This window comes from Kitasatospora sp. LaBMicrA B282 (assembly GCF_050325825.1).
In the GTDB taxonomy this organism is placed as follows: Bacteria; Actinomycetota; Actinomycetes; order Streptomycetales; family Streptomycetaceae; genus Kitasatospora.
In genome coordinates, this window is sequence record NZ_JBNQTI010000015.1 from 1 (window position 1) to 13,569 (window position 13,569).

Sequence of the window (13,569 nt, forward strand, 5' to 3'; positions counted from 1 at the left end):
GCCGAGCCGCCGGCGACGGGGGTGCCGCCCAGCCGCCGGGCCGCCGAGCCCGCGGCCGAGCCGCCCGAGCCCGCGGCCGAGCTCCCGGGACCTGCCGGCGAGCCGACGACGCCCGAGTGGACCACCGAGATCTGCCGGGCGGACGACACGCTGACCCGGCTGGCCGCCGAGTGGGACGACCTCACCGCGCGCTGCCGCACCGCCACCCCGTTCCAGTCCGCCGCCTGGCAGGGCTCCTGGTGGCGGCAGTACGGGCGCCCCGGCCGGCTGCGGGTGGTGCTGGTCCGCCGGGACGGACTGCTGGTGGCGGCCGCCGCGCTGACCCGCACCCGCACCGGCACGCTGACCGGGCTCGGCGGCGGGCTGATCGACTACACCGACGTGCTGCTGGACGACGCCTGCGCCGCGGCGGCCGCCGCCGCCCTGGCCCGGGCGCTGCCGCTGCACCGCCCCTGGCAGGCGCTGGACCTGCGCGAGGTGCGCCCCGGCTCGGCGGCCCACCAGGTGTACGCGCACTGGCAGGGCCGCCGGCACCAGCTGCTGGACTCGGTCTGCCAGCACCTGCCCGCGGTGCCGATGGACCGACTGCTGGCCCGGCTGCCTGGGCGCACCGCGCAGCGCAGCCGGGCCAAGCAGCGCAAGCTGCAGGAGGCCGGGGTGCGGGCCGACCGGGTGCCGGTCGAGCAGGTCGGCGCGGCGATGGACGAGCTGCTGCGGCTGCACGCGTTGCAGTGGGAGGGCCGTGGGGTCACCGCCGAGCACGCCAGCGAGCGGTTCGCCGCCCACCTGCGCGAGTCCACCGCGGGCCTGGCCCGGCGCGGCCAGGCGGTGGTCTACCGCTACGTCCTGGACGGGGAGCTGATGGCGGTGGACCTGCTGCTGCTCTGCCCGTCCTTCGCCGGCCTCTACCTGTACGGCGCGCACCCGCGGCTGCGCGAGCGGGTGGACATCGCCGGGCTGCTCTTCGGCACCTCGCTGGAGGAGACGACCCGGGCCGGTATCCCCGAGCTGAGCCTGATGCGCGGCGAGGAGCCGTACAAGGAGCGCTGGCGGCCGGAGCGGGAGCGCAACCACCGGCTGCTGCTCGGCCCGGCCCGCGGGGCGGCCGCGCTCAGCGCGCGGCTGGCCGTGGTCCGGGTGCGGGCGGCCCTCGTCCCGTACCTGCGCGGTCCGGTCCGGCGGCTGCGGGCGCTGCGGGCCGGCCGCTGAGCCCGCGGGTGCTGCACCCGCGGGCGACGGTGCCGACCGGCCGCTGAGCTCGCCGGCCGCGCGGCCGCTCGGGCCGCCGGGCCCACCGGCCGCCGAGCTCACCAGCCGTTGAGCCACCAGAGGAACGGGGGCGGCGAGAAACCGGGCAGCTCGGGCAGCGGCGGCAGCACCGGCCGGGTGGTCGGCTGCTCCGTGGGCGCGGTGGTGTCGGGAGCGGGCGACGGGCTGGGCGAGGGGGAGGCGGAGTCGGGGGTGGCCGAGGGGCTCGGCGCCGCGGTGGCGGTCGGCGAGCCGGTGGGTGCACCGGTCGGGGAACCGCCGGTGGGCGAGCCGGTCGGGGTGGGCCGGCCGGTGCCGGTGCAGCCGCGCGGCACCAGCGGCGGGCGCAGCCCGGGCACGCCGCCGTACGGGCCGGGCGCCGGACAGGGCGGGGCGGTCGGGGAGTCGGGGGCGCCCGGCGAGCCGCCGAGCAGCTGCTGGTAGACCGCACTGGAGCGCGGGTTGCTGTGGCACTGCCAGAAGCCGTGCGGGCAGTAGTCGGTGACGGTCTGGTAGAGGGTGTCGTGGGTGCGCATCCAGTCCACCATCCGCCGGACGAACTCCGGGTCGTCCCCGTTGCGGAACAGGCCCCACTCCGGGTACGAGACCGGCTTGCCCCGCCGGGCCGCGAACTCCACCTGGTCCTGCAGGCCGTAGGGCTCGTGCACGTAGTCGTCGAAGGTGGCGCCGGCCGGCTGGTCGTAGCTGTCGGTGCCGATCACGTCGACCACGTCGTCACCGGGGTAGCACTTGGTCCAGGCGATCGCGTCCAGTCCGCGGTTGGGGGTGAAGTCGAAGCGGAAGTGCTGGCCCGGGACCGAGCGCATCACGCCGACGATCCGGCGCCAGTAGGCCTTCCAGGCGGCCGGGTCGGGCTTGCAGCGGCTGGTGTAGGTGATGCCGTTCATCTCCCAGCCGAGCACGATCACCGTGTCGTCGCCGCCGAGCGCGACCAGCTTCCGGGCCAGCCGCAGGAAGTGCTGGTCGAAGGCCCCGCCCGCGCCCTGGCCGAGCAGGTCGGCCACCTGGTCGTCGGGCAGGTTGCCCTCGTTGGGGACCAGCATCGGCACGTTGAGCACCAGGGTCCGGCTGCGGTCGGCGAGCCGCCACTCCGACCAGGGGGCCAGCATCCTGGTGTCGCCCTCGATGTCGCCCCAGCCGTTTCCGGCCAAGTACGTGTGGCCGACCTGGAGGTTGGCACCGTTCAGCCAGCCGGAGAAGCGGGCGATCTGCGGGATGTACTGGTCCCAGGAGCCGACGAAGGCGCCGAACGGCACCTCGTGGACGGCCCGCCGGGTGTTCGGCCTGGGGGCGGCGGCGCGCGGCTGCGCGGCGTCCGGGTCGGGCGGGCCGAGCTGGCTGGGGGCCCGGTCGGCGGTGGTCAGCGGGATCCCGCCGCCGGCCAGGCCGGCGCTGGTGAGCAGCAGCAGCGCGGCGCCGGCCAGGGTCAGGCGGCCGATTCGCATGTCTCCTCCAGCACGGCAGTCACTCCGGGTGCGGACGCGTACCGTACGCACCCGTGCACCGACGGTAAGCCGCGCCGCCGTCGGTAAAGCCGAATGTCACCCCAAAGTGGACAGTTGTCGCGAGCCTGGCCGATTTCGACTGGCGGGACTCGCAGCCCTGATCGATCGTCAGCGATCGGCCGCCCGCCGGTGCCGTTCCCGTCGACCCTCGTCGATGGGCGGCCGAATGTGGAATGGGCATGACCATCCATCGAGTGGCCCCCGCCGAATGTCCGGTTATCCGTCCGTCAACCTGTTCGGAACCACGGTCCGGCTGACGGGTGAGCGAACACCAGGTACCCTCCCGAGGTGTCCTGGAAGCCGCTTCGTACCCTGACCCCCCGGTCGGCCCTGCCCGCCATGGCCGTGCTGCTGGTGCTCGGCGTCGGCGCCGCCGCGCACGCCAACCGCCCGGTGCCGTTCGGCGACCAGGTCTCCGCACCCGGCAACGCCCAGGCCAGCCCGATCAGTGCGCAGACCGCCGACCCGGTGGTCCCGGACTTCCGGGTGGGCCCCGGCCTGGAGGCGTACGACCCGTCCAGCGGCGCCCTGCTCTGGTCCTACCGCCGCGACGGCGCCACCGCGCTGCACGTCACCGTGCTCGCCCAGAGCGCGGTGGTGGTCTGGGACGACGGCATGGTCACCTCGGTGGAGATCGACAACCACCAGGTCCGCTGGCACCGCGCGGTGCCGGGCCTGGCCGACTGGCTGCACGGCTCCGGCGAGACCGGGGCGGACCAGCGCACCGACGCCCAGAAGAAGCAGCTGGAGCTGCAGCGGGCCGCCGCCGCGGTGCAGGTGGCCGTGCTGCCCGAGCCCTGGGTCCAGGTGCTCACCCCCGGCCTGACCATGGGCTTCCGGGACCGGGACGGCGACCTGCGGTTCAACGCCCGGCCGCAGGAGGGCTGCACCTTCGACCCGATGCGCACGGTGCACACCGACATCGCGGTGCTGGTCCCGCGCAGCTGCACCGTCACCACCGGCCCCAACCGGCAGCCGCTGCCCGGCTCGATCACCGGCTACCGGCTGGACGGCCACGGCTACGTGCTGAACGCCGGCCTCAACGTGACCATCACCAGGCTGGACGGCACCCGGGTGCTGATCGACGACGGCCCGCTGCTCGGCAGCCACGTCTTCGACACCGACCAGGGCGCCTCGGCCATCCCGTGCGACAGCCCCGAGGCGCCGTTCGCGGTGGTCAAGCCGCAGGACGGCTGCCCGACCCCGGCGGCGGGCGACGGCCACTGACGCGGTCGTCCGCGGTCACCGGGACGGGCGCCGGACGGGGCCGGCCGGATTTTCCTCCGGGTCCGCGCGGGGCGCCCGGTAGACTGGCCCGCATGGCTGTACTCCTCGGGCATTAGCGGCGGTCGGACCGTCCAGCACCCGCCCAGATCCGTCCGCACCCCTCGTGCCCGGCCGCGCCGCCGCGCGCCCCCGGCCGCCCAGCAACAGGAGCTCTCCCAGCCGTGATTTCCGCCACCGACCTCGAACTGCGCGCCGGCGCCCGCGTCCTCATCGAGTCCGCCAGCTTCCGGATCGCCCCCGGCGACCGGATCGGCCTGGTCGGCCGCAACGGCGCCGGCAAGACCACGATGACCAAGGTGCTGGCCGGCGAGGGCCTGCCGGCCGGTGGCACGGTGACCCGCTCCGGCGAGGTCGGCTACCTGCCGCAGGACCCGCGCACCGGCGACCTGGACGTGCTCGCCCGGGACCGGATCCTGTCCGCCCGCGGCCTCGACACCGTGCTCCAGAAGATGCGCGAGAACGAGGACCGGATGGCCAACGGCAAGGGCGCCACCCGCGACAACGCGATGAAGAAGTACGCCCGGCTGGAGACCGAGTTCCTCACCAAGGGCGGGTACGCCGCCGAGGCCGAGGCCGCCACCATCGCCGCCGCGCTGGGCCTGCCGGACCGGATCCTCGGCCAGCAGCTGCACACCCTCTCGGGTGGCCAGCGCCGCCGGGTCGAGCTGGCCCGGATCCTCTTCTCGGACGCCGACATCCTGCTGCTGGACGAGCCGACCAACCACCTGGACGCCGACTCGATCGCCTGGCTGCGCGACTTCCTGAAGACCTACAAGGGCGGCTTCATCGTGATCTCGCACGATGTCGACCTGGTCGAGACGGTGGTCAACAAGGTCTTCTACCTGGACGCCAACCGGTCCTGCATCGACGTCTACAACATGGGCTGGAAGCAGTACCAGCAGCAGCGCGAGGACGACGAGAAGCGCCGCAAGCGCGAGCGGGCCAACGCCGAGAAGAAGGCCGCCACCCTCAACGCGCAGGCCGACAAGATGCGCGCCAAGGCCACCAAGACGGTCGCCGCGCAGAACATGGCCCGCCGCGCCGAGAAGCTGCTCTCCGGCCTGGAGGAGGTGCGCGCCTCCGACAAGGTCGCCAAGCTGCGCTTCCCCGACCCGGCCCCGTGCGGCAAGACCCCGCTGACCGCCAGCGGCCTGTCGAAGTCCTACGGCTCGCTGGAGATCTTCACCGACGTCGACCTGGCGATCGACCGCGGCTCGCGGGTCGTGGTGCTGGGCCTCAACGGCGCCGGCAAGACCACCCTGCTGCGGATGCTGGCGGGCGTGGAGAAGCCGGACACCGGTGAGGTGATCCCGGGCCACGGCCTGAAGATCGGCTACTACGCCCAGGAGCACGAGACGCTCGACCCGGAGCGCACCGTGCTGGAGAACATGCGCTCCTCCGCGCCGGACACCGACCTGGTGCAGATCCGCAAGATCCTCGGCTCCTTCCTGTTCTCCGGCGACGACGTGGACAAGCCGGCCGGGGTGCTCTCCGGCGGTGAGAAGACCCGGCTGGCGCTGGCCTCGCTGGTGGTCTCCAGCGCCAACGTGCTGCTGCTGGACGAGCCCACCAACAACCTGGACCCGGCCAGCCGCGAGGAGATCCTGGGCGCGCTGCGCTCCTTCAGCGGCGCCGTGGTGCTGGTCACCCACGACGAGGGCGCGGTGGACGCGCTGGCGCCGGAGCGGATCATCCTGCTGCCGGACGGCGTCGAGGACCTGTGGAGCCCGGCCTACCACGACCTGGTCTCGCTGGCCTGATCGTCGTCGGGCGGGTCCGAATCCCGTCCTGGGGTCCGCTCGTCGGATTCCCCCCGCTCCTCCGCAGCCCGTGACCGGTTCGCCGGTCACGGGCTTCGACTTTCGCGGAGTCCGGGTGCTCACCGCCGCTCGCCGTCGGTAGACACACGCTCCTGCATCCGGCCGATGCCGTCTCATCATGCCGGCGCCCGCGGGAATGCGGGGGTCGGGGATTCCGTTTTAATCGGCCCCTCTCCTTTCGTCGGCCAACGGCCCCTGCTGATCAGCTGTTTCGTGTCGCACGCCGGTTCCGGGCCGGCGCCCGTACACCCACCGTGAGCGCCCTGATGCGCTGGGGCTACTCCCGGGCGCCGCCCGTTCCGGCGTACAGACCTTGTCGAATGGGTGGCCAGGAGGCTGGGGATGGGTGATCATGGGAATCCGACCGAGCACAGCTACGAGGAGGCACGGGTGGCCGAGACTCTGAAAAAGGGCAGCCGGGTGACTGGTGCCGCGCGTGAGAAGCTCGCGGCCGAGCTGAAGAAGAAGTACGACTCCGGGGCGAGCATTCGTGCGCTCGCGGAGGAGACCGGCCGCTCCTACGGCTTCGTGCACCGCATGCTGAGCGAGTCCGGGGTCAATCTCCGGGGTCGCGGCGGCGCAACGCGTGGAAAGGCCAAGGCTGCTGCCGCAGCCGGATCCTGATCCGCCGTCAGGCCGGGCGCACGGTGTGCCCCGGTCGGTCGGCTCAGGGCGGTTCCGGATTACGGCAGTCCGCCAGCACACCCCCGACGCATCGGCGACCGAGACAGGCAGTCCCTCCGGACCTCGACCGGAAGGCGCCCCCGCGGCCGCCGATCGTCATGTCCGCGTGCGGCGTGAACAGCGGGTGAACCCGCGGCGGTACCCAAGGTCCCGGCAATAAGTTACTCTCCGGTAGACGTGTGGGCAGTGCGCTGGAGCCTGCCCCGATCCGTGCCGGAGGTGCCCATGACCGCGCCCGAATCCACCCCTGCCACGACGGCCGAGGCCCGGCTCGCCGCCGGCGTGCGCCTCGAGGTCGAGGGCGAGCTGGCGACGGTCACGCTCTGCCACCCGCAGCGGCGCAACGCCCAGACTCCGGCGATGTGGCGGGCGCTGGCCGAGATCGGCCGGGAGCTGCCGGGCTCGGTGCGGGTGGTGCTGCTGCGCGCCGACGGCCTCTCCTTCTCCGCCGGTCTGGACCGCGCCATGTTCACCCCCGAGGGCATCCCGGGCGAGCCGAACTTCCTCGCGCTGGCGGCCAGTTCCGACAAGGAGCTGGACGCGGCGATCGACGGCTTCCAGGCCGCGTTCACCTGGTGGCGACGCCCCGACCTGATCAGCGTGGCCGCCGTGCAGGGGCACGCGGTGGGCGCCGGCTTCCAGCTCGCGCTCGGCTGCGACCTGCGGGTCTGCGCCGAGGACGTGCAGTTCTCGATGCGCGAGACCTCGCTCGGCCTGGTCCCCGACCTGGCCGGCACCAAGCCGCTGACCGACCTGGTCGGCTACGCCCGCGCGCTGGAGATCTGCGCCACCGGCCGCTGGGTGCACGCGGACGAGGCCGCGGCGCTGGGCCTGGCCAACCTGGTGGTGCCGGCCGCCGAGCTGGACGGCGCCGCCCGCGACCTGGCCGCCGCGCTGCTCGCCGCCCCGCGGGACGCGGTGATCGAGACCAAGGCGCTGCTGCAGGGCGCGGGCGGGCGCTCCTACGAGGAGCAGCGGGCCGCCGAGCGGGCCGCGCAGGCGCGGCGGCTGCGCGACCTGGCGGGCATCGGGGACTGACGTTCCGGTTGTGCGGTGAATGGGCCAGCGGGTCCGGCTCCCGGAGGGGGAGAGCCGGGCCCGCTTTCCGTTGTGCGCGCGGGAGCTCCGGGCGCGAGTTTCGTGGCGGAATGTCAGAGTTGGGACAGATTGCGGTATAGCTGGAGACGTCCGTCAGGAGGCACCCCCATGCCCGAGACCCCCAAGCCGTCCGATCTGACCAAGCCCGCCGTGTCCGCCGCCCCGCCCGCCGAGGAGCGCGGCCGCACGGCGCTGGCCGACGGCGTGGTGGAGAAGATCGCCGGCATGGCCGCCCGCGAGGTCCCCGGCATCCACGCCCTCGGCTCCGGGCTCTCCCGCACCTTCGGGGCGATGCGCGACCGGGTCCCCGGCGGACGGGCCAGCGTGTCCCGTGGCATCAAGGCCGAGGTGGGCGAGCGGCAGACCGCGATCGACATCGCGCTGGTGGTCGAGTACGGGGTGGTGATCCCGGAGCTGGCGGCGGCGGTGCGGCGGAACATCATCGCTGCGGTCGAGCGGATGACCGGCCTGGAGGTGGTCGAGGTGAACATCGCGGTCAACGACGTCCACCTGCCGGACGAGCCGGACGAGGAGGAGGAGCAGCTCTCCTCGGAGCGGCGGTCCCGGGTCCAGTAGGCCGCACTCGCCCGACAGTCCGCCGGAGCGTCCGTCCGCCCGGCCGCTTGCCAGTCCGCCCGCCAGTCCGCCCGCCAGTCCGTCCGCCCGTCCGCTAGGAGGACCGCATGAATCTCGCGCTGATCGGCACGGTGGCCGGGATGGCCCTGGGCTTCGCCGGCTACTTCGGCGGGTTCGCGGCCTTCCTGCTGGTCGCCGCCCTCGGCGCGGTCGGCTTCGTGGTCGGCCGGGTGCTGGAGGGCGACCTCGACCTGGGCGACCTCGGCGACCTGCTGCGCGGCCGCGACCGGCGCCGCTGATGGGCACAGGTGGCGGGGCGTCGGGGGTCGGCGACCGGATGGGGGTCGGTGGCCGGGGCGGGGTCGGTGGCCGGGTGGGCTTCGCGATGGAGCCCGGGTGGGGGCGGGACACCGGTCCGGGCACGCCGCCGGCCCGGCGCGGCCGGCTGCGGATCGCCGACCGGGTGCTGGTCCGGATCGCCGCCCTGGCCGCGCGGGACGCGCTCGGCCCGGACCGGGTCGGCGAGGTGCCGCGGGTGTCGGTGGTGGTGCTGGAAGGGGCGGCCCGGCTGCGGATCGGGGTGGACCTGCCGTTCCCGTCCGACCTCGGGCGCTGGGCGGCGGCGGTACAGGCGGCGGTGGCCGACCGGGTCGGGACGCTGACCGGGATCCCGGCCCGCGAGGTGGTCGTGGTGGTGGAGGGGCTGCACCCGGTGGAGGCCCCGGATGGCGGGTGACGGGGTGGCGGGTGAGGGGTCGGGCGGTGAGGGGGTGGACGGTGACGGGATGGATGGCGAGTGGCCCGCCGGTGACGGGTTGGATGGTGACGGATTGGGCGGCGAGCGGCTGGGCGGTGAGGGGCCGGCCGGTGACGGGCTGGACGGCGAGGGCACGGCGGGCGATGCGTTGCCCGGTGCGGCCGGGCCCGGGTACCGGGCGCCGCGCTCGCCGCGGACCCGGACGGCGGCGCTGGTCGCGCTCGCGGTGCTGGCCGGCGCCGGTGCGCTGCTCTACGACGCGGCCTCGCGCTGGGCCGGGCACCACGTGGGCAGCTGGCGGGCCCACCTGGCGCACCAACTCGCCACCCGGCCGCTGGACTCCGGCTGGGTACGGGTCGCGGCGGTGCTGGTGGCGCTGCTGGGGTGCTGGCTCTGCTGGCTCGCGGTCGCCGCGGGCGAGCGCCGCTGGTTGGCGCTGCGGCGGGCCCCCGGAACCACCATCGACCGGGTCGGGGTGGCGGCGTTGCTGGAGACCAGCGTGCTGGAGCAGCCCATGGTCGCCTCGGCCCGGGTCCGGGTCAGCCGGCGGCGGGCCCGGGTGACCATCCACGGCAGCGCCGACCTGGCCCGGACGCGCGAGCTGCTGGCCGCGGAGCTGGCCGCGCTGGAGCTGGTGCGCGAGCCGGTGCTGCGGATCCGCGGTAGGGCGGCCCCGCACCGGCCGCCGATGCACTGAGCCGTTGCACTGAGCGGATGCATTGAGCGGACGAGCCGGGAGAGGAGCGAGCGTCGTGACCCGTGCCACCGTCAACCGCCTGCTGATCGGGCTGATCGGGCTGCTGCTGGTACTGGGCGCCCTGCTGGTGCTGGCCGGCGGCTTCGACCTGTACCGGCATCTGGGGGTCACCCCGCCCGGCGGGTGGCCGCTGACCCGGCCCGGGCAGCCGCTGCTCAGCAGCGCCTCCCGGACCCGCTGGCACGACCACGGCTGGTGGTGGCCCGTGGTGGTGGCGGGGCTCTCCGTGGTGGTGCTGCTGGCGCTGTGGTGGCTGCTCGCCCAGCTGCGCCGGCCGGCCCCCGCCGAGCTGGAACTGCCGCCGGTCGGCCCGCCCGGACTGCGGCTGCGCCTGCGCGGAGCGGCGCTCGCCGAGGCTGTCCAGGGCGCGGCGCTGCGGCTGCCCCAGGTCACTGCGGGCCGGGTCCGCCTGGTCGGCCGCGGCCACCGGCTGACGCTGCGGGCCCAGCTGCTGCTGGAACCGGGCGCGGCGGTGGGCCCCGTGGTGGACGCCTTCCGCACCGGCCCCGCCGCCCACGCCGCAGCCGCCCTCGGTCGGACCGGCGAGCTGCCGCTCGACCTGCGGGTCCAGGTCGCGCCGACTCCGATCCCCAAGCACGAGCGCCCGCAGCGCAAGGCGCGGCGGCATCCCCGGGTGATCTGACGCCAGGTGGCGGTCGGGGTCCCCCCTTCGGCGGAGCATGTCGGGCGGTCGGCGCCGGGCGAGGACGAGAGTGTGTGGGAGAGCCCCGATCCGAAGGAGCGAGATGCCCGACGTCACCGCTGACTACTACCCGCCCGGCACCCCCTGCTGGGTCGACCTGATGGCCCCTGACCAGCAGGCGGCCCTCGACTTCTACAAGGACCTGTTCGGCTGGCAGGGAGAGATCGGCCCGCCCGAGGTGGGCGGGTACGCGATGTGCACGCTGAACGGCAAGCCGGTGGCCGGGATCATGAAGGCCCAGCCGATGAACGAGGGCGACCCGATGCCGCCCACGGTCTGGACCAGCTACCTGGCCAGCAGCGACGCGGATGCCACGCAGGCCGCGATCAGCGCGGCCGGGGGCACCGTGATGTTCCCGGTGATGGACGTGATGACCGTCGGCCGGATGCTCATCGCGGTCGACCCGACCGGGGCCGTCTTCGGTGTCTGGCAGCCCGTCGACTTCTTCGGCGCCGCCGTGGTCAACGAGCCCGGCGCGCTGACCTGGAACGAGCTGCACACCTCGGACATGGCCGCCGCCGGGGCCTTCTACCAGCAGGCCCTGGGCCTCGGCTCCACCCCGCTGGAGGGCATGGACAACTACCACTCGCTGAACGTCGGTGACCGCCCCGTCGGCGGCATGACCACGCTGGAGGGCACCCCGCCCGGGACGCCCCCGCACTGGCTCACCTACTTCGCGGTGGACGACACCGACAGCACGGTCGACGCGCTGGTGAAGGCGGGCGGCAACGTGCTCGTCCCGCCCTTCGACATGATGGCGGGCCGGATGGCCATCGCGACGGACCCCCAGGGGGCGGTCTTCGCGGTGATCAAGGCGGTCTCCCCGTAGGTCTCAGGCCGCGGCGCACACCGACACCCGCTTGCCCGGCCGCCGGGCGAGCGGGTGTTGCGCAAGGGCCTGTCACGCCGTCCCCAGCCGAGCAGCCCGGGAGGCGGGTCAGGGATGGGCCTGCGACGTGAACGGGGGCAAACCGGCCCGACCCGCTCCGAGGCCGACCGATCGGCGCGCGCTGGCCCTGGCCCTGGCCCCCAGCCGAAGGCTTGGGGGCCAGCGGCCAGCGGCCAGCGGCCAGCGGCCAGCGGCCAGCGGCCAGCGGCCAGCGGCCAGCGGCCAGCGGCCAGCGGCCAGCGGCCAGCGGCCAGCCCCGGCCCGGGGTGGGGTGGGGTTACAGGGCGTGGAGGGCGCCGCCGTCGACCGGGATCATCAGGCCGGTCAGGTAGGAGGCCGCGGGGGAGAGGGCGAAGGCGGCGACCTTGCCGAACTCCTCCGGGGTGCCGTAGCGGCCGAGCGGGATGCGGGCGCTGTGGGCGGCGCGGGCGGCGGCGGGGTCGGGGGCCAGGCCGTCCAGTTCGCGGACCCGGTCGGTGTCGATCCGGGCGGGCAGCAGGCCGAGCACCCGGATGCCGCGCGGGCCCAGCTCGTTGGCCAGGGACTTGGCGGCCATCGCCAGGCCGGGGCGCAGCCCGTTGGAGACGCCGAGGCCGGGGATCGGCTCGCGCACCGAGGTGGAGAGCACGAAGGCGATCACGCCGCCCTCGGTGAGGTGCTCGGCCGCGGCCCGGGCCAGGCGCAGGGCGCCCAGGAAGACGGTTTCGAAGGCGCCGCGCCAGGTCTCGTCGTCGGCCTCCAGCAGCGGGCCGGCGGCGGGGCCGCCGACGCTGATCAGGATGCCGTCGAGGTGGCCGTAGCGCTCCAGCGCGGTGTCGACGATCCGGGCGGCGGCGGCGGGGTCGCCGTTGTCGGCGACCAGGGCGGTGGCGTTCGGGGCCCCGCCGAGGGCGGCGACGGCCGCGTCCAGCCGGTCCTGCTGACGGCCGGTCAGCAGCACCCGGGCGCCGTCGGCGGCGAGTTCACCGGCGGTGGCCAGCCCCAGGCCCCGGCTGGCGCCGGTGACCACGTACACCCTGTCGTGAAGTCCGAGATCCATGGGGCCATCCTGCCCCACGCACCCGCCCGGTTCAGTCGCCCGGGTGCGGGGCCACGTCGGCCAGCAACTGCAGGAAGGCGTCCTCGCCGATCACCGGGGTGCCCACCTCGCGGGCCTTGCGGGCCTTGCCGCTCCAGCTGCCCGGCTCGTTGGTGACCAGCAGGCTGGTGAGCCGGCTGACCGAGGCGGCGATGTGCAGGCCGGCGGCGATCGCCCGGTCCTCCAGCAGCTCGCGGTCCATCGCGGTGTCCCCGGTGATCGCCACCCGCATGCCCTGGACCAGCGGGCGGCCGTTCTGCCAGCGTCCGGGGTTCGGGTACGGGCAGGCGGGTCGCCTGCGGGCGGGGCGGTAGGAGGAGCTCCAGGAGCCGCGGGCGGCGCCGCCGAGCGGGGTCGGGGCGTCCTCGCCGAGGTCGGTCACGGCCACGCAGGTGGTCAGCGGCAGCGGGATGCCGCCGCTGCGGGCCAGCTCGAGGCTGGGGCGGAAGGCCTCGGCGAGCACCCGCGCGTCGTCCAGCGCGTTGTGCGCGTGGCGCTGCCGGACGCCGAAGTACTCGGCCAGCGTGGACAGCTTGCCGTTGGCCAGCGGCAGGCCGAGGTCCCGGGAGAGCACCATGGTGCAGAGCCGGTGGTCCACCGGTGCCCGCAGCCCGGTGCGGGAGAACTCACGCGAGATCATGTTCCAGTCGAAGAGCGCGTTGTGCGCGACCATCACCCGGCCGCGCAGCCGCTCCGCGAACTCCTCGGCGATCTGCGGGAAGCTCGGCGCGTCGGCCAGCATCGCGCTGGTCAGGCCGTGGATCCAGACCGGCCCGGGGTCGCGCTCCGGGTTGACCAGGGTGTACCAGTGGTCCTCGACCGCGCCCTCGGCGTCCAGCCGGTAGACGCCCGCCGAGATCACCCGGTCGGTGCGGCCGAGGCCGGTGGTCTCCACGTCGACCACCGCGTAGCCCGTCGGCAGGGCCGGCAGCGGGGTTGCGGGTGCACTGGTGCGCTGGGTGGGGATCGGCTGCGTGGTGACCGGCTGGGTGGGGACCGGGTGAGCCGTGGGCGGGAGCGCGTGCATGGTGCACCAGCTTAAGGGGCGAGGGCGGTGCCGGGTGCCGAAACGCTTCGGCACGCCGCCCGGTGGGGCGTGCATCACGTCGGGAATAGAGTGGCAGGTGGGGCGGGTCGTACTACCGG

General features: G+C 74.8%; 14 protein-coding genes. 11 read left to right on the top strand and 3 right to left on the bottom strand.

Annotation, left to right across the window (positions count from 1 at the left end; all coding sequences use genetic code 11):
- Window positions 1-1,209, top strand: a 1,209-nt coding sequence (locus ACQRUO_RS07110; protein ID WP_428314884.1) for a GNAT family N-acetyltransferase, incomplete at its 5' end; no start/stop codon positions are given.
- Window positions 1,210-1,307: 98 nt separating this feature from the next.
- Here the strand turns inward: ACQRUO_RS07110 and ACQRUO_RS07115 are convergent.
- The gene (locus ACQRUO_RS07115; RefSeq protein WP_428314885.1) at window positions 1,308-2,714 is read right to left on the bottom strand and encodes a glycosyl hydrolase; all 1,407 of its coding nucleotides are present in this window, start codon (window positions 2,712-2,714) and stop codon (window positions 1,308-1,310) included.
- Window positions 2,715-3,062: 348 nt separating this feature from the next.
- On the opposite strand from ACQRUO_RS07115, the gene ACQRUO_RS07120 reads away from it, so the two are divergent.
- The 10 genes from ACQRUO_RS07120 to ACQRUO_RS07165 all read left to right on the top strand — a co-directional run bounded on the left by ACQRUO_RS07120 (window position 3,063) and on the right by ACQRUO_RS07165 (window position 11,285).
- Window positions 3,063-4,001, top strand: coding sequence for a hypothetical protein (locus ACQRUO_RS07120; protein WP_428314886.1), 939 nt, complete (start codon window positions 3,063-3,065; stop codon window positions 3,999-4,001).
- Between the two features lie 221 nt (window positions 4,002-4,222).
- Window positions 4,223-5,821 carry an ABC-F family ATP-binding cassette domain-containing protein gene (locus ACQRUO_RS07125; RefSeq protein ID WP_428314887.1) on the top strand — a complete coding sequence of 533 codons (1,599 nt, stop codon included), beginning with the start codon at window positions 4,223-4,225 and terminating at the stop codon, window positions 5,819-5,821.
- Between the two features lie 450 nt (window positions 5,822-6,271).
- Window positions 6,272-6,505, top strand: a complete 234-nt coding sequence (locus ACQRUO_RS07130) for a helix-turn-helix domain-containing protein (RefSeq protein WP_035843861.1) — start codon at window positions 6,272-6,274, stop codon at window positions 6,503-6,505.
- A 285-nt stretch (window positions 6,506-6,790) separates the two neighbouring features.
- The gene (locus tag ACQRUO_RS07135) at window positions 6,791-7,603 is read left to right on the top strand and encodes an enoyl-CoA hydratase/isomerase family protein (RefSeq protein ID WP_428314888.1); all 813 of its coding nucleotides are present in this window, start codon (window positions 6,791-6,793) and stop codon (window positions 7,601-7,603) included.
- 168 nt (window positions 7,604-7,771) lie between these two features.
- Window positions 7,772-8,239 carry an Asp23/Gls24 family envelope stress response protein gene (locus ACQRUO_RS07140; protein ID WP_428314889.1) on the top strand — a complete coding sequence of 156 codons (468 nt, stop codon included), beginning with the start codon at window positions 7,772-7,774 and terminating at the stop codon, window positions 8,237-8,239.
- 107 nt (window positions 8,240-8,346) lie between these two features.
- Window positions 8,347-8,538 carry a hypothetical protein gene (locus ACQRUO_RS07145; RefSeq protein ID WP_428314890.1) on the top strand — a complete coding sequence of 64 codons (192 nt, stop codon included), beginning with the start codon at window positions 8,347-8,349 and terminating at the stop codon, window positions 8,536-8,538.
- Window positions 8,539-8,624: 86 nt separating this feature from the next.
- On the top strand, window positions 8,625-8,975 hold the full coding sequence (locus ACQRUO_RS07150) for a hypothetical protein (RefSeq protein WP_428314891.1): 351 nt from the start codon (window positions 8,625-8,627) through the stop codon (window positions 8,973-8,975).
- Between the two features lie 49 nt (window positions 8,976-9,024).
- Window positions 9,025-9,693, top strand: coding sequence for a DUF6286 domain-containing protein (locus ACQRUO_RS07155; RefSeq protein ID WP_428314892.1), 669 nt, complete (start codon window positions 9,025-9,027; stop codon window positions 9,691-9,693).
- Window positions 9,694-9,748: 55 nt separating this feature from the next.
- Window positions 9,749-10,396 (top strand): alkaline shock response membrane anchor protein AmaP, encoded by a 648-nt coding sequence (locus ACQRUO_RS07160; protein ID WP_428314893.1) that lies wholly within the window; start codon window positions 9,749-9,751, stop codon window positions 10,394-10,396.
- A 103-nt stretch (window positions 10,397-10,499) separates the two neighbouring features.
- Window positions 10,500-11,285, top strand: a complete 786-nt coding sequence (locus ACQRUO_RS07165) for a VOC family protein (RefSeq protein ID WP_428314894.1) — start codon at window positions 10,500-10,502, stop codon at window positions 11,283-11,285.
- A gap of 337 nt (window positions 11,286-11,622) precedes the next feature.
- Here ACQRUO_RS07165 and ACQRUO_RS07170 read toward each other — a convergent pair whose 3' ends face one another.
- Both ACQRUO_RS07170 and ACQRUO_RS07175 read right to left on the bottom strand, forming a co-directional pair.
- Window positions 11,623-12,384 (bottom strand): SDR family oxidoreductase, encoded by a 762-nt coding sequence (locus ACQRUO_RS07170; RefSeq protein ID WP_428314895.1) that lies wholly within the window; start codon window positions 12,382-12,384, stop codon window positions 11,623-11,625.
- A 31-nt stretch (window positions 12,385-12,415) separates the two neighbouring features.
- Window positions 12,416-13,450, bottom strand: coding sequence for a DEDDh family exonuclease (locus tag ACQRUO_RS07175; protein WP_428314896.1), 1,035 nt, complete (start codon window positions 13,448-13,450; stop codon window positions 12,416-12,418).
- Window positions 13,451-13,569: the final 119 nt, after the last annotated feature.